This is a genomic window from Phenylobacterium terrae (genome assembly GCF_042681205.1).
In the GTDB taxonomy this organism is placed as follows: Bacteria; Pseudomonadota; Alphaproteobacteria; order Caulobacterales; family Caulobacteraceae; genus Phenylobacterium; species Phenylobacterium terrae.
The window spans coordinates 17,795-31,591 of record NZ_JBHUEY010000006.1; the positions used below are offsets into that span (position 1 = coordinate 17,795).

Sequence of the window (13,797 nt, forward strand, 5' to 3'; positions counted from 1 at the left end):
TAACGGCACTTCCCTACGCCGGACAGCAACCTCGCCGTCCGGCGACACGGCGTTTCAAGGGACCCCCATCCGTGATCGAAAGAAACTGGAACGAGCTCATCCGTCCCGAGAAGCCGCAGATCGAGCTCGGCGCCGACGCCTCCCGCAAGGCGCGCCTGGTGGCCGAGCCTCTCGAACGCGGCTTCGGCGTGACGCTGGGCAACAGCCTGCGCCGCGTGCTGCTGTCCTCGCTGCAGGGCGCGGCCGTGACCGCCGTCCAGATCGACGGCGTGGTCCACGAGTTCTCCTCGCTGGAAGGCGTGCGTGAGGACGTCGTCGACATCGTCCTGAACATCAAGCAACTGGCCGTCCGGATGCACTCCGAAGGGCCGAAGCGCATGACCCTGCGGGCCAACGGCCCGGGCGCGGTGACCGCCGGCCAGATCGAAGTCCCCGGCGACATCGAGATCCTGAACCCCGACCACGTGCTCTGCACGCTCGACGAGGGCGCCCAGGTGCGCATGGAGTTCACGGTCCAGAACGGCAAGGGCTACGTCCCGGCCGAGATGAATCGCCCCGAAGACGCCCCGATCGGCCTGATCGCCGTTGACGCCCTCTACTCGCCGGTCAAGCGCGTCGCCTACCGCGTCGAGCCGACCCGCCAGGGCCAGAGCCTCGACTACGACAAGCTGATCATGGAGGTGGAGACCAACGGCGCGGTCACGCCCGTCGACGCGGTGGCCTACGCCGCCCGCATCCTCCAGGACCAGCTGCAGATCTTCATCACCTTCGAAGAGCCGAAGAAGAAGGTCGAGAGCGAGGCCAAGCCCGAGCTGCCGTTCAACCCGGCGCTGCTGAAGAAGGTCGACGAGCTGGAGCTGTCGGTCCGTTCGGCCAACTGCCTGAAGAACGACAACATCGTCTACATCGGCGACCTGATCCAGAAGACCGAGGCGGAGATGCTCCGCACCCCGAACTTCGGGCGCAAGTCGCTGAACGAGATCAAGGAAGTCCTCGCCGGGATGGGCCTGCACCTGGGCATGGACGTGCCCAACTGGCCGCCCGAGAACATCGACGACCTGGCCAAGAAGTTCGAAGACCAGATGTAAGGCGTTTCGCGCCGACTCCGGGCCGCCTCGGCGGCCTGGGCCCGACGAGGCCGCGACCGCGGCGGAGGGCTCCAGCGCTTCGTGTTGACCCGGCCGGGAGCGCGCCGGGATTGTTCAGGCAGACGTCCGCCAAAGGATCGGCGGCGTCCAGTGGGCACGCCGCCCAGGAGATACGAGATGCGTCACGGTAAAGCCCACCGCAAACTGGGCCGCACGACCGCCCACCGGACCGCCATGTTCGCCAACATGGCCGCCAGCCTGATCAAGCACGAGCAGATCGTGACCACCCTGCCGAAGGCGAAGGAGCTGCGCCCCTTCGTCGAGAAGCTGGTGACCCTGGCCAAGAGGGGCGACCTGCACGCCCGCCGTCAGGCCATCAGCCACGTCCGCGACGTGGACCAGGTCGGCAAGCTGTTCGCCACCATCGGTCCGCGCTACGCCGGCCGCAACGGCGGCTACATCCGGGTGCTGAAGGCCGGCTACCGCTACGGCGACAACGCCCCGATGGCGGTGATCGAATTCGTCGACCGCGACCCGGCCGCCAAGGGCCAGGACTCGGGCCCGACCCAGGAGCGCGTGTTCGCCGAGGACTAAGGCGCGCCGCCTCTACGAGATATCGAAAGCCCCGGAGCCAAGCTCCGGGGCTTTTTCATTCCGCTCGGCTTCCACCTCCCGCCGCTTCGCGGGGGAGGTAGAGGAGGGTTAGGGTTGCTCATGGCCAATCCCCTCGCTCGCCTCCTTGCGCTGACGCTCGCCCTGCTGCTCTCCGCCTGCGCCACGACGCCGGCCCGCGAGCCTCGCGCCCCGGTCATCCTCATCTCCATCGACGGCTTCCGGCCCGACTACCTGGAGCGGGGGGCCACGCCGACGCTGCAGCGGTTGGCGGGGGAGGGGGCGAGCGCGGTCATGCGGCCGTCGTTTCCGTCCAACACCTTCCCCAACCACTACACGCTGGTCACCGGCCTCAGGCCCGACCAGCACGGGATCGTCGACAACACCATGACCGACCCGCAGATCCCCGGCGTGCGGTTCGCCATGTCGAACAAGGCGGCGGTGACGGACGCGCGCTGGTGGGACGGCGGGGTTCCGATCTGGGTCAGCGCCGAGCGGGGCGGGGTGCGCTCGGGCACGATGTTCTGGCCGGGCTCGGAGGCGGCGATCCGGGGCGTGCGGCCGAGCTACTGGCGTCCCTTCGACCAGAAGGTGTCGGCCAACGACCGGGTGGACCAGGTGCTGGCCTGGCTGGACGAGCCGGCGGACCGCTGGCCGAGGTTCCTGACGCTCTACTTCGACGAGGTGGACACCGCCGGTCACATGGTCGGGCCCGACTCGCCGCTAATGGCCAAGTCGCTGGCCAGCACCGATGCGGCGATCGCCCGTTTGCTGGAGGGGCTGAAGGGGCGGGGCGTGGACGCCAACCTGGTGATCGTCGCCGACCACGGCATGGCGCCGATCTCGCCGCAGCGGGTCGTGTGGCTGGAGGATGTACTGCCGGCCGGGGCGGCCGAGGCGGTCACCACCGGATCGAGCGCCGGCCTCGTTCCGACGCCCGGTCGCGAGGCGGAGGCGGAGAGGGCGCTGCTGGCGGCGCATCCGAACATGACCTGCTGGCGCAAGGGCGAGATCCCCGCCGCGCTGGCCTATGGGCGCCATCGGCGCGTTCCGCCGATCTTCTGCCTGGCCCGAACGGGCTGGCTGATCATGAGCCGCAGCCGGGCGGGCGCGATCGGTTCGGGCGCGCACGGGTACGATCCGGCCGACCCGCTGATGGCGGCGCTGTTCATCGCCCACGGTCCGGACATCCGGCCGGGGCGTCTGGAGAGCTTCGACAACGTGGAGGTCTACGGCCTGGTGATGGACCTGCTTGGGCTGACGCCGGAGCCCGGGACGGCGCCGGCGGCCGTGGCGCTACGCGCTGCGGCCGGCGACTAGCGTCTCCGCCCACAACGGCAGGGGGAGAGCGTCGTTATCCGGCCTTGCAGATACTTGCGTAATTCGGTAAATATTGCGCCAGAACGAAAGGAGCGTCGATATGGCCGAAACAGCGACCCCTGTCGAGTTCAAGTCGCCGCTGACGCCGACCGCCTTCTACCGCGATCCCAAGGCGGCGCTCGAGTGGCTGGAGCGGGCCTTCGGATTCGAGGTCAGCCTGCTGCTCACCGACGCGGACGGGAACATCGCCCACGCCGAGATGGCCTACCGCGGCGCCAACATCGGCGTGGCCGGGGAGTGGACGGTCGGCCGGACCGATGTCCCGGCCCGGGCCATGTCGCCCAGCAGCATCGGCGACGTCATCACCCAGTTCGTGTGGGTGGAGGTCGACGGCGACATCGACGCCCACTGCGCCCGCGCCAAGGCCGCCGGCGCGCGGATCATCGAGGAGCCGAAGGACCAGTTCTACGGCGCACGAACCTATCGCGCCCTCGACCCGGAGGGGCACGTCTGGAACTTCCGCCAGGAGGTTCGGCGGGTCTCCCTCGAGGAGATGGAGGCGGCCACCGGCCTGAAGTTCCAGAACACCGGAAGGAGCTGAGCGTCATGGCTGAGGACCAGGAACGCCCGCCGGTGTCGACCAGCGTCTGCTATCGCGACCCGATCGCCGCGCTCAAGTGGCTGGAGAGCGCCTTCGGCTTCGAGCCGCGGATCGTCGTGCTCGCCCCGGACGAGACGCTGGTGCACGCCGAGCTCGGCTACCACGAGGGGGTCATCGGGGTCGGAAGCGTCTGGTCGCCCAACCACGCCTCTCCGGCGGACCTCGGCGGCAAGAACACCCAGTCGGTGCACATCCAGCTTCGTGAGGACGTGGACGCCCACTATGCGCGGGCCAAGGCCGCCGGCGCCGAGATCCTGATGGCGCCGGCCGACCAGACCTATGGCGACCGCAACTACGTCGCCCGCGACCCGGAGGGCCATGTCTGGTCGTTCGGCCAGACCAAGAAGCGCTACGACCGCGAGGAGTTCGACCGCACCTACGGCACGACGACCCGGGATCGGATCTGAGCGATGCCCGCCTTCGACCTGGAGACCACCTACCTGAGCCTCGACGGCCGCGGCGGCGTCGCGGTCCACCCGGTGGACGCGGACTTCTGGCGGACGATCGACGCCAATCCCGCGCTGAAGGAGAACCTCGTCGGCGTCTACGCCGGCGACGCCGATTGGACGAGCTGGGAGATGCACCCGGCCGGCGACGAGGTGCTGGTGCTGCTCGAGGGGCGGATGAGCATGCTGTTCGAGCATCCGGACGGACGCCAGGACCGGCACGAGATGCGGGCGGGCTCGACCCTGGTCGTGCCGGCCGGCGTCTGGCATCGGGCGCTGGTTCCGGAGCCGACGCGGCTGCTGGCCATCACCTACGGCGCCGGCACCCGGCACAGGCCGGCGTGATGGCGCAGGCGCACACCGCAGCCGTCGACCGGACGCTCTCGGCCCTGGCTGATCCGCACCGGCGCCGGGTGGTCGAGCTGCTGCGCGAACGGCCCCGGCCGGCCGGCGAGCTGGCGCGGGAAGTGGGCCTAGCCCCGCCCGCCATGAGCCGCCACCTGCGCACGCTGCGCGAAAGCGGCCTGGTGGAGGAGAGCCACCCCGAGTTCGACGCCCGCGTGCGCGTCTACGCCCTGAGGCCCGAGCCCATGGTCCACCTGATACGCTGGCTCGAGGAGACCGAGCGGATGTGGAGCGAGCAGCTCCTGGCGTTCAAGCGGCACGTCGAAGGCGACGCATGACCTCCAAGGTCTATGTGGCCCTGCGGGTGCGCGCCACGCCCGAGCGCGCCTTCCAGGTGTTCGTCGAGGAGATCGGCTCCTGGTGGCGGGCGAGCCCGCTGTTCCAGACGACGCCGCGGGCCCCGGGCGAGCTGGCCTTCGAGCCGGGGGAGGGCGGGCGCCTCACCGAGACGCTGGCGGGCGGCAAGGTGTTCGAGATCGGCCGCATCACCGCCTGGGAGCCGCCGCGGCGGCTGCAGTTCACCTGGCGCCAGGCCAACTTCCCCCTCGACCTGCACACCGAGGTGGAGGTCCGCTTCGAGGCCGTCGGCGAGGAGACGCGGGTCAGCGTCGAGCACCGGGGCTACCATCAGGTGCCCGCCGAGAGCGCCGCCCGCCACCGCTTCCCCGACGCGGTGCTGCTGGCCCGGCTGGGGGACTATTGGCGCGCTCAGCTCGCGTCTTTGAGGACCGCAGTCGCCTGAGGCTTGCTAGAGTTCGTGTTTTGTTCCAGAGTGGCCGGGAGGGAGCCTGATGCACGTTTTCGGACTGGTCCGGGGCCGCTGTCGCGTGGGACATTCGGATCGCGCGGCCAGGGAGGAGCGTCATGGCTGAGCAGACCGCCGCCGCCCCGCCTGCGCGCCGGGCCGCCTTCGGCTTCATCTTCGCCGTCGCGCTGATCAACTCGATCTCGTTCGGGCTGATGATCCCGATCCTGCCGAACCTGGTGAAGAGCTTCACCGGGGGCGACACGGCCGCAGCCTCCGAGTGGAACGTGGTGTTCGCCGTCACCTGGGGGCTGCTGCAGTTCTTCTTCGCCCCGTTCCTGGGGGTGCTGTCGGACCGGGTGGGCCGCCGGCCGGTGCTGCTGGTTTCGCTGTTCGGTCTGGCGATCGACTTCCTGGTGATGGCCCTGGCGCCCAACCTGATGTGGCTGTGGATCGGCCGCTTCATCAACGGCCTGACCGCCGCCTCCATGCCCACCGCCAACGCCTATGTCGCCGACGTGACGCCGCCGGCCGAACGGGCCAAGGCGTTCGGCTGGATCGGCTCGGCGATGAGCTTCGGCTTCGTCGGCGGGCCGGCGATCGGCGGCTGGCTGGGCGACATCGACCTTCGGCTGCCGTTCTACGTCGCGGCGGCGCTGACGTCGCTGAACTGGCTCTACGGCCTCCTGATCCTTCCGGAGTCGCATCCGCCCGAGAAGCGGCTGAAGAAGTTCGACTGGAGCCGCGCCAACCCGCTGGGCTCGCTCAGGCTGCTGCGCTCGCACCACGAGCTGGTGAGCCTGGCCGCCATCTGGTTCCTCTACCAGCTGGCCCACATGGTCTACCCGGCCATCTTCGTCCTCTACATGGGCCATCGCTACGGCTGGTCGCCGGCCCTGATCGGCCTTTCGATGATGGTTTCGGGCGTGCTCGGGGTGCTGGTGCAGAGCTTCCTGGTCGGGCCCACCGTTCAGCGGCTGGGCGAGCGCGGAGCGCTGCTGCTGGGCGCCGCCGCCGGCGCGACCGGCATGGCCATCTACGGCTGGGCGCCCGCCCCCTGGGCCTATTTCGCCGCCATGCCGTTCGCCGCCCTGATGGCGCTGGTGATCCCGGGGCTGCAGGGGATGATGACCCGCCGTGTGGGCCCGCACGAGCAGGGCCAGCTGCAGGGCGCCAACCAGGGCCTGACCGGCATCGCCGCGCTGGCGGGGCCGATCCTGTTCGGCCTGACCTTCGCCTGGTCGCTGCGCAACGAGGCCGTGCTGCAGGCGCCGGGCCTGGCCATCTACATCGCCGCCGGCCTGATGGTGCTGGCGTTCGTCATCGCGCTGCGGACCGCCAAGGCGCCGCGGCCGGAGCTTTCCAAGGAGGCAGTCGGATGAGCGAAGAGATCGTCTTCTACCACAATCCGCAGTCCCGGGCCGCGATGGTCCACTTCATGCTGGAGGAGTGCGGAGCCGATTACCGGGTCGTGCCCATCGATTTCAGCAAGGGCGAGCACAAGGCGCCGGAGTTCCTGAAGCTCAACCCCATGGGCAAGCTGCCGACCATCGTCCACCGCGGAACGGTGGTGACCGAGACGCCGGCTATCATCGCCTACCTGGCGGACATCTTCCCGCAGGCGGGCCTGGCCCCGCCGATCGGCGATCCGGCGCGGGGGACCTACTACCGCTGGCTGTTCTTCGGCGGCAGCTGCTTCGAGCCGGCGATCCTCGACACCGCGACCAAGCGGCCCGCGCCGGACCCCGGCATGGCCGGCTACGGCAGCTACCAGGACGTGCTGACGGCGCTGAAGACGGCGCTCACTCCCGGGCCATGGTTGCTGGGCGAGCGCTACAGCGCCGCCGACGTCTATGTCGGCTCCGAGCTCAACTGGGCGATGATGTTCGGCGCACCGGGCCTGAAGGGCGAGAAGGTCTTCGACGACTACGTCGCCCGGCTGACCGCGCGGGAGGCCTACAAGAAGGTCTCGGGCGAGGCGGCGCCGGCCTGAGGCCTGCGAACACGACGCGGTTCGGCGACCCCGCCTACGCGCCGCATGGACGGCGGCCTGCGGCCAAGCTAGTCCTGCGGCGAGCTGGAGGGGGATTCCAATGCTTCGTCACTTCGCCGCCGCGATGGCGGCCGCGCTCGTGCTCGCCGGTCCGGCGCTCGCGGGCGATCAGGACTTCACGCTGATCAACAACACCGGCCACGTCGTCAATGAGGTCTACGTCTCGCCCTCGGCGGTGGACGACTGGGAGGAGGACGTGCTCGGCCAGGACGTGCTGGCCGACGGCGCGCGCACCGCGATCCGCTTCGACCGGGACACCGAGGCCTGCCTTTGGGACCTGCGGGTGGTCTACACAGGCGGCGAGACGGCCGACTGGGGCGGCCTGAACCTGTGCGAGATCTCGGTCATCGCCATCGAGTACGACGCGCGCACCGGCGAGACCACCGCCCAGTATGAGTAACGGGCGGGGCGGGCGAGCTGGGCTTTAAGAGCCTCTTCACCGACGCACGATTCAACTCGGGCCATGAAGCCCGCCCGTAACAGTCCCGCGTTCGACCATGGCGCCGCGTTGCGCGTCCCCCCGGCCCACGACTCCCGCAGCTGGGGCAAGCTGTGGCAGTGGCTGGGCGAGGACGGCCAGGCCCTGGACGAGCCGGGGACGGTGCGCGTGGCGACGCCCGACGGCTGGACCGTCGCGCTTCCAGGCGACTGGATCGTGCTGTCGGTCAGCGGCCGCTTCCATGTCGCCCACACGCGCCGGACGCTGGACGCCTGAGCCGCCACTTGCGCGGCCGGCGCAACGACCCGATCTAGACCGGAGCGGAGCTGAAGCCCGAAGCGCGCGCGCCTCGTTCAGCTCGCCTTCATGGCGCCCGAAATATCGAGACAGTTCCGCCCGCTAGATCGGCATCCTAGGAGACCTTATGCGCGCGCGACGTGTCCTGATCCCGCTTCTCGCCGCCGCCGCCGCGACCGCGCCGGCCGCTGGCTTCGCCCAGGCCGACATGGCCGCGCCGACCCGCTCGGTTCCGACCAGCGCGGCGGCCCTGAAGGCGAGCTTCGCCCCCGTCGTGCAGAAGGCCGCCCCGGCGGTGGTCAACATCTCGGCCAAGCGGCTGGTGCGCCAGACGGACCCGTTCTGGGAGCTGTTCGGGCTGGGCGCGCCGCGCGGGCGGATCGAAGGCTCGCTGGGCTCCGGCGTCATCGTCCGCGCCGACGGCGTGGTGGTGACCAACAACCACGTCGTCCAGGGCGGTCAGGAGATCACCGTCGCCCTGGCCGACCGGCGCGAGTTCCCGGCCCGCATCCTGCTGGCCGATCCGCGCACCGACCTGGCCGTGCTGAAGATCGACACCGGGGGCCAGCGGCTGCCGACGCTGGCCATCGACGACACCGGCGATGCGCAAGTGGGCGACCTGGTGCTGGCCATCGGCAACCCGTTCGGGGTCGGCCAGACGGTGACCAACGGCATCATCTCGGCCCTGAACCGCACCGCCGACCCGACCGGCGACGCCGGGTCGGCCTACATCCAGACCGACGCGGCGATCAATCCGGGCAACTCGGGCGGGGCGCTGGTCGACATGGACGGCGACCTGATCGGCATCAACAGCTTCATCCTCTCGCGCTCGGGCACCTCGTCGGGCGTCGGCTTCGCGGTGCCGGCGGTGATGATCCGCCGGGTCGTGGAGACCGCCGTCGGCGGCGGACGGGCCGTGGTGCGCCCCTGGCTGGGGGCGCGGACCCAGCCGATCACCGCCGAGATCGCCCGCACCCTGGGCCTGGCGACCCCGCAGGGGGCGCTGATCACCGACCTGTGGAGCGGCGGCCCGGCCGACCGGGCGGGCCTGGAGCAGGGCGACGTCGTGGTCTCGGTGGACGGCTCTCCCGTGGTCGACCCCGCGGCCCTGAACTACGCCATCGGCGCCCGCCGGCCGGGCGAGACCCTGACCCTCGGCGTCCTCGGCGCCGACGGCGCCCGGCGCGAGGTGCGGCTGAGGGCCGATGCGCCGCCGGCCACGCCCGCCCGCGACGAGCGCACCCTGACCGGCCGCAACCCGTTCGACGGGATGACGGTGGTCAACCTCTCGCCGGCCGTGGCCGACGAGCTGGGCGTCGACCCCTTCTCGGGCCCCGGCGTGCTGGTCACCGCGATCCGCGGGGGCCTGTCCCGCAATACCGGCATCCGCCCGGGCGACTTCATCCGGGCGGTGAACGGGCGGCCGATCGGCAGCGTCCGCGACCTGGCCGCCGCCGCCGCCTCCGGCGCGCGGGTCTGGGAAGTGGTGGTGCGCCGGGGCGGGCAGGAGGCGACGCTCTCCTTCCGCCTCTGAGGCTGATAGCTTAGGGCCCATGGCCGACCTTTTCGAAGCCGCGGGCCTGACGCCGCACGCTCCGTCCCCGCTCGCCGATCGGCTGCGGCCGACGACGCTCGACGAGGTCGTGGGCCAGGACCACCTGCTGGGGCCGGAGGGGCCGATCCGGCGGATGGCGGACGCCCGGCGCCTCGCCTCGATGATCCTCTGGGGCCCGCCGGGCACGGGCAAGACCACCATCGCCCGGCTGCTCGCCAAGGCGGCCGGCTACGAGTTCCAGCAGCTGTCGGCGGTGTTCTCCGGCGTCGCGGACCTCAAGAAGGCCTTCGAGGCCGCCCGGGCGCGCCGCGCCGCCGGCCAGTCCACCCTGCTGTTCGTCGACGAGATCCACCGCTTCAACCGCGCCCAGCAGGACGGCTTCCTGCCGTTCGTGGAGGAGGGGGTGGTCACCCTGGTGGGGGCGACGACCGAGAACCCCTCGTTCGAGCTGAACGGGGCGCTGCTCTCCCGCTGCCAGGTGTTCGTGCTGAAGCGCCTGGACGAGGCGGCGCTGGAGAGCCTGCTCGCCAAGGCCGAGGCCTTCGAGAACCGGCCGCTGCCGCTGGAGCCGGAGGCTCGCGGCGCGCTGGTCGCCCTGGCGGACGGCGACGGCCGCTATCTGCTGACGCTGGCCGAGACCCTGTTCAACATCGGCTCGGACCGGGCGCTGAGCACCAAGGAGCTGGGCCAGGTGCTGCAGAAGCGCAGCCCGGCCTACGACAAGGACCGCGAGGAGCACTACAACCTCGTCAGCGCGCTGCATAAGTCGATCCGCGGCTCGGACCCGGACGCGGCGCTCTACTGGCTGGCGCGCATGCTGGCCGGCGGCGAGGACCCGCTGTTCATCGCAAGGCGGCTGATCCGGGCGGCGGCCGAGGACATCGGCGAGGCCGACCCCATGTCGCTGGTGCTCGCCAACGCCGCCAAGGACACCTACGACTTCCTGGGCTCGCCCGAGGGCGAGATCGCCCTGGCCCAGGTGGTGGTGCATCTAGCGGCCGCGCCCAAGTCCAACGCCGTCTACACCGCCTTCAAGGCGGCCCAGGCGGCGGCCCGCGAGACCGGCTCGCTGATGCCGCCCAAGCACATCCTGAACGCGCCCACCCGGATGATGAAGGACCTCGGCTACGGCAAGGGCTACGCCTACGACCACGACGCCGAGGAAGGCTTCTCCGGCCAGGACTACTTCCCCGAGGAGATGGAGCGGCGGGTCTTCTACAAGCCGCGCGGGGAGGGGGTCGAGGCCCGCATCAAGGACCGCCTCGACCGCTGGGCGGCGATGCGGAAAGAGCGAGGCGGGCGGTGAGTCCGCGCCCGCCCCGAAAGGTGCGCGCCATCGACCGGCCCATCGAGCTCTCGGAGGCGGAGATCGCCTTCGTGCGCGGGCTGGTGATCTACGAGGACGCCGAGGTGCTGGCGCTGAACAAGCCGGCGGGGCTGTCGAGCCAGGGCGGGCGGGCGCAGGTCCATACGCTGGACGAGATGCTCTGGGCCTTCGCCAGGCCCGGGAAGGCGCGGCCCAGGCTGATCCACCGGCTGGACCGGGACACCTCAGGGGTGATCCTGACGGCCAGGACCCAGCCGGCGGCGGGCTTCCTCGGCAAGGCGATGATGGCCCGCCGGTTCCGCAAGACCTACCAGGCGGTGGTCGCGCCGGGCGTGCCGGAGCCTCGGGCCGGGACCATCGAGGTCCCGCTGCGGCGGGAGATGCTCGGCCGCGAGGCCTACATGCGGGTCTGCGCGCCCGACCATCCCGACGCCGAGACCGCCAAGACCCGCTACCGCACGCTGGCGGGCGGCCCCGAGGCGGCGCTGGTGGAGCTCTCGCCGGAGACGGGCCGGATGCACCAGCTTCGGGTCCACCTGGCGCACCTGGGACGGCCGATCGCCGGAGACGCCCGCTACGGCGGGGCGTTGACGCTCGGCGGCGAGGCCGTGCCGCGGCTGATGCTGCATGCCGCGGCGCTGGAGTTCCCGCACCCGGCCGGCGGGACGAAGCGGATCGAAGCGCCGGTCCCGGTTGACATGGCCGCCTTGCTGGAGCGGCTGGGCCTGGCGGGGAACGGCGGCGAGCAGCTGGCCGTTTGATCAGCTAAGATGCGGAAGCCCAACGGCTTTCGCCGTGGAGTTCATGCGATGGCCCGCCTCGTCGTCCCCGCCCTGGCCGCCCTGACGCTGGCGGCCTGCGCCACGGCCCCCACGGTCTACCAGCCGGCCCTCGGCCCGGCGGCCGTCGGCTATTCGGAGTACCGGATCGAGCCCGGCCGCTACCGGATCACCTTCCGCGGCGGACCCGGCGCGCCGGTGCAGCAGGTGGCCGACTACGCCCTGCTGCGCGCCGCCGACCTGGCCCTCGCCGAAGGCTACGACTGGTTCCGTGTGGCGGACCGCATCGTCCAGCAGGAGGGCTACGGCAGCGGCCCCCGGGTGTCGGTGGGAGCCGGCGGCGCCGACTTCGGCCGCCGCTCCAGCGTCGGCGTCGGCGTCGGCACCAGCTTCAACCTCGGCGGCGGCCCGGCGTTCTCGCAGACGCTGGAAGTGGTGATGGGCAAGGGCCCGCCGCCCCGCACCGCCGACGTCTACGACGCCCGGGCCATCCGCGACGCCATCGGCGCGCGGGCGTAGCGCCCCCTCCGTCTCGTCGCTTCGCGCCGATCCACCTCCCCCGTCCTCTCCGGGACGGGGGAGGAGCTGATGCGTACAGATCCTCCCCCGCAGCGCAGACTGCGGGGGAGGGGGACCGCCGGGGGCGGTGGAGGGGGCGCAGCGTTTGCCCTTGAGCGAGCGCCCGGCCATAAGGGCGGCATGGAAAAACTCCTGCTGGTGGGGCTCGGCGGCGGCGCGGGCGCTGTGCTGCGCTACCTGACCGGCGTGGCGGCGCACAGGGTGCTGGGCGGCGGCTGGCCCTGGGGCACCTTGGCGGTGAACGTGATCGGGGGCCTGGCCATGGGCCTGCTCGTCGACGTGCTGGCGCTGCGCGGCGGGGAGGGGCAGGAGAGACTTCGGCTGCTGCTGGGCGTCGGCCTGCTGGGCGGCTTCACCACCTTCTCGGCCTTCTCGCTGGAGCTTGGGTTGATGCTGCGGCGGCAGGAGATGGGGCAGGCGGCGATCTACGCCGCGGCCTCGGTCGTTCTATCGGTGGCCGCGCTGTTCGCCGGCATGGCGCTGGCCCGGAGGATTTTCGCTTGAGAGAGGTGCGCACCATTCCCGTGGCGCCCGGCGAGGACGGCGTGCGGCTGGACCGCTGGTTCCGCCGCCGCTGGCCGCACCTGACCCACGTGCAGCTGAACAAGCTGATCCGCTCGGGCCAGGTGCGGGTGGACGGCGGACGGGCCAAGCCGGACACCCGGCTGGAGGCGGGCAACCAGATCCGCGTGCCGCCGCTGCCGGATGCGCCGCCGAAGGGCGAGCGGGAGGGGCTCTCCGACCGCGACGTGGCCTTCGCCCGCTCCCTGGTGCTCTACGAGGACGAGGAGGTGCTGGTCCTCAACAAGCCCTCGGGCCTGGCGGTGCAGGGCGGCACCAAGACCACCCGGCACGTCGACCGGCTGCTGACCGCCTGGGGCGAGGGGCTGGAGCGGCCGAGGCTGGTCCACCGGCTGGACCGGGACACCTCCGGCGTGCTGGTGCTCGGCAAGAGCCCGGGCGCGGCGGCCAAGCTCTCCGGCGCGTTCGCCCGCCGCCGTGCGCAGAAGACCTACTGGGCGCTGGTGGCCGGCTTCCCCAAGCCGGGCGAGGGCATCCTGGAGCTGCCGCTGGTCAAGACCGGCGTCGGCGACCGCGAGCTGGTCCGCCCGGCCGATCCCAAGGAGTTCGGCGCCGAGCCGGCGGAGACCGAGTTCGTGACCATCTCCCGGGCCGGCAACAGGGTCGCCTGGATGGCGCTGCGGCCGCACACCGGCCGGACGCACCAGCTGCGGGCCCACATGCTGGCCATGGGCCACCCGATCCTGGGCGATCCGAAATATGGGAACGAGGCCTCGGCGGAACTCTCCGAGGGGCTGAAGCTGCAGCTGCACGCCCGCCGGCTGACCCTGCCGCACCCCTCGCGCGGGACGCTGATCCTGGAGGCGCCGCTGTCTCCCGAGATGAAGGCCGGCTTCGCGCGTTTCGGGTTCGACGAGCACGAGGCCGATCCGGAGCCGTTCGGGCCGCAACGCCGGCGCTGAGAGGGAC

The 13,797-nt window shown here is 71.4% G+C and carries 18 protein-coding genes; all 18 read left to right on the forward strand.

All coding sequences use genetic code 11. The annotated features are described in order from the left end of the window. Positions 1-71: 71 nt before the first annotated feature. The 18 genes from ACFSC0_RS14390 (at position 72) to ACFSC0_RS14475 (ending at position 13,790) form a co-directional block, all read left to right on the forward strand. Complete coding sequence (locus ACFSC0_RS14390) at positions 72-1,088, forward strand: DNA-directed RNA polymerase subunit alpha (RefSeq protein WP_377280733.1); 1,017 nt, start codon at positions 72-74, stop codon at positions 1,086-1,088. A gap of 177 nt (positions 1,089-1,265) precedes the next feature. Next, entirely contained in the window at positions 1,266-1,682 is a 417-nt protein-coding gene (gene rplQ / locus ACFSC0_RS14395) for a 50S ribosomal protein L17 (protein ID WP_377280734.1), read from the forward strand. Between the two features lie 120 nt (positions 1,683-1,802). Next, positions 1,803-3,020, forward strand: a complete 1,218-nt coding sequence (locus ACFSC0_RS14400; RefSeq protein ID WP_377280735.1) for an alkaline phosphatase family protein — start codon at positions 1,803-1,805, stop codon at positions 3,018-3,020. Between the two features lie 100 nt (positions 3,021-3,120). Continuing rightward, positions 3,121-3,621, forward strand: coding sequence for a VOC family protein (locus ACFSC0_RS14405; RefSeq protein ID WP_377280736.1), 501 nt, complete (start codon positions 3,121-3,123; stop codon positions 3,619-3,621). Positions 3,622-3,626: 5 nt separating this feature from the next. Beyond that, the gene (locus ACFSC0_RS14410) at positions 3,627-4,088 is read left to right on the forward strand and encodes a VOC family protein (RefSeq protein WP_377280737.1); all 462 of its coding nucleotides are present in this window, start codon (positions 3,627-3,629) and stop codon (positions 4,086-4,088) included. A gap of 3 nt (positions 4,089-4,091) precedes the next feature. Beyond that, the gene (locus tag ACFSC0_RS14415) at positions 4,092-4,472 is read left to right on the forward strand and encodes a cupin domain-containing protein (RefSeq protein WP_377280738.1); all 381 of its coding nucleotides are present in this window, start codon (positions 4,092-4,094) and stop codon (positions 4,470-4,472) included. After that, entirely contained in the window at positions 4,472-4,810 is a 339-nt protein-coding gene (locus ACFSC0_RS14420) for an ArsR/SmtB family transcription factor (RefSeq protein ID WP_377280739.1), read from the forward strand. The genes ACFSC0_RS14415 and ACFSC0_RS14420 overlap by 1 nt, the downstream gene beginning before the upstream one ends. Then, entirely contained in the window at positions 4,807-5,274 is a 468-nt protein-coding gene (locus ACFSC0_RS14425; RefSeq protein WP_377280740.1) for an SRPBCC family protein, read from the forward strand. The genes ACFSC0_RS14420 and ACFSC0_RS14425 overlap by 4 nt, the downstream gene beginning before the upstream one ends. Before the next feature lie 122 nt (positions 5,275-5,396). Further along, complete coding sequence (locus ACFSC0_RS14430) at positions 5,397-6,659, forward strand: TCR/Tet family MFS transporter (RefSeq protein ID WP_377280741.1); 1,263 nt, start codon at positions 5,397-5,399, stop codon at positions 6,657-6,659. After that, entirely contained in the window at positions 6,656-7,270 is a 615-nt protein-coding gene (locus tag ACFSC0_RS14435; RefSeq protein ID WP_377280742.1) for a glutathione S-transferase family protein, read from the forward strand. The genes ACFSC0_RS14430 and ACFSC0_RS14435 overlap by 4 nt, the downstream gene beginning before the upstream one ends. Positions 7,271-7,370: 100 nt before the next feature. After that, the gene (locus ACFSC0_RS14440; protein WP_377280743.1) at positions 7,371-7,730 is read left to right on the forward strand and encodes an argininosuccinate lyase; all 360 of its coding nucleotides are present in this window, start codon (positions 7,371-7,373) and stop codon (positions 7,728-7,730) included. Positions 7,731-7,793: 63 nt separating this feature from the next. Beyond that, on the forward strand, positions 7,794-8,045 hold the full coding sequence (locus tag ACFSC0_RS14445) for a hypothetical protein (protein ID WP_377355191.1): 252 nt from the start codon (positions 7,794-7,796) through the stop codon (positions 8,043-8,045). Between the two features lie 148 nt (positions 8,046-8,193). Next, positions 8,194-9,600: a Do family serine endopeptidase gene (locus ACFSC0_RS14450; RefSeq protein ID WP_377280745.1), complete on the forward strand. Its 1,407-nt coding sequence runs from the start codon at positions 8,194-8,196 to the stop codon at positions 9,598-9,600. A gap of 19 nt (positions 9,601-9,619) precedes the next feature. Beyond that, positions 9,620-10,927 carry a replication-associated recombination protein A gene (locus tag ACFSC0_RS14455; RefSeq protein WP_377280746.1) on the forward strand — a complete coding sequence of 436 codons (1,308 nt, stop codon included), beginning with the start codon at positions 9,620-9,622 and terminating at the stop codon, positions 10,925-10,927. 20 nt (positions 10,928-10,947) lie between these two features. Beyond that, positions 10,948-11,709, forward strand: a complete 762-nt coding sequence (locus ACFSC0_RS14460) for an RluA family pseudouridine synthase (protein WP_377355192.1) — start codon at positions 10,948-10,950, stop codon at positions 11,707-11,709. A gap of 48 nt (positions 11,710-11,757) precedes the next feature. Next, positions 11,758-12,246 (forward strand): CC0125/CC1285 family lipoprotein, encoded by a 489-nt coding sequence (locus ACFSC0_RS14465; RefSeq protein WP_377355193.1) that lies wholly within the window; start codon positions 11,758-11,760, stop codon positions 12,244-12,246. Positions 12,247-12,426: 180 nt separating this feature from the next. Next, positions 12,427-12,810: a fluoride efflux transporter CrcB gene (gene crcB, locus ACFSC0_RS14470; RefSeq protein ID WP_377280749.1), complete on the forward strand. Its 384-nt coding sequence runs from the start codon at positions 12,427-12,429 to the stop codon at positions 12,808-12,810. Next, positions 12,807-13,790 (forward strand): RluA family pseudouridine synthase, encoded by a 984-nt coding sequence (locus ACFSC0_RS14475; RefSeq protein ID WP_377280750.1) that lies wholly within the window; start codon positions 12,807-12,809, stop codon positions 13,788-13,790. Before crcB ends, ACFSC0_RS14475 begins: the two co-directional genes overlap by 4 nt. The last annotated feature ends 7 nt before the right edge of the window (positions 13,791-13,797 follow it).

Excerpts from the sequence above, each read along its gene's own strand:
- rplQ (WP_377280734.1), top strand. The coding sequence starts at position 1,266 with ATGCGTCACGGTAAAGCCCACCGCAAACTGGGCCGCACGACCGCCCAC.
- ACFSC0_RS14400 (WP_377280735.1), top strand. The coding sequence starts at position 1,803 with ATGGCCAATCCCCTCGCTCGCCTCCTTGCGCTGACGCTCGCCCTGCTG.
- ACFSC0_RS14405 (WP_377280736.1), top strand. The coding sequence starts at position 3,121 with ATGGCCGAAACAGCGACCCCTGTCGAGTTCAAGTCGCCGCTGACGCCG.
- ACFSC0_RS14410 (WP_377280737.1), top strand. The coding sequence starts at position 3,627 with ATGGCTGAGGACCAGGAACGCCCGCCGGTGTCGACCAGCGTCTGCTAT.
- ACFSC0_RS14415 (WP_377280738.1), top strand. The coding sequence starts at position 4,092 with ATGCCCGCCTTCGACCTGGAGACCACCTACCTGAGCCTCGACGGCCGC.
- ACFSC0_RS14420 (WP_377280739.1), top strand. The coding sequence starts at position 4,472 with ATGGCGCAGGCGCACACCGCAGCCGTCGACCGGACGCTCTCGGCCCTG.
- ACFSC0_RS14425 (WP_377280740.1), top strand. The coding sequence starts at position 4,807 with ATGACCTCCAAGGTCTATGTGGCCCTGCGGGTGCGCGCCACGCCCGAG.
- ACFSC0_RS14430 (WP_377280741.1), top strand. The coding sequence starts at position 5,397 with ATGGCTGAGCAGACCGCCGCCGCCCCGCCTGCGCGCCGGGCCGCCTTC.
- ACFSC0_RS14435 (WP_377280742.1), top strand. The coding sequence starts at position 6,656 with ATGAGCGAAGAGATCGTCTTCTACCACAATCCGCAGTCCCGGGCCGCG.
- ACFSC0_RS14440 (WP_377280743.1), top strand. The coding sequence starts at position 7,371 with ATGCTTCGTCACTTCGCCGCCGCGATGGCGGCCGCGCTCGTGCTCGCC.
- ACFSC0_RS14445 (WP_377355191.1), top strand. The coding sequence starts at position 7,794 with ATGAAGCCCGCCCGTAACAGTCCCGCGTTCGACCATGGCGCCGCGTTG.
- ACFSC0_RS14450 (WP_377280745.1), top strand. The coding sequence starts at position 8,194 with ATGCGCGCGCGACGTGTCCTGATCCCGCTTCTCGCCGCCGCCGCCGCG.
- ACFSC0_RS14455 (WP_377280746.1), top strand. The coding sequence starts at position 9,620 with ATGGCCGACCTTTTCGAAGCCGCGGGCCTGACGCCGCACGCTCCGTCC.
- ACFSC0_RS14465 (WP_377355193.1), top strand. The coding sequence starts at position 11,758 with ATGGCCCGCCTCGTCGTCCCCGCCCTGGCCGCCCTGACGCTGGCGGCC.
- crcB (WP_377280749.1), top strand. The coding sequence starts at position 12,427 with ATGGAAAAACTCCTGCTGGTGGGGCTCGGCGGCGGCGCGGGCGCTGTG.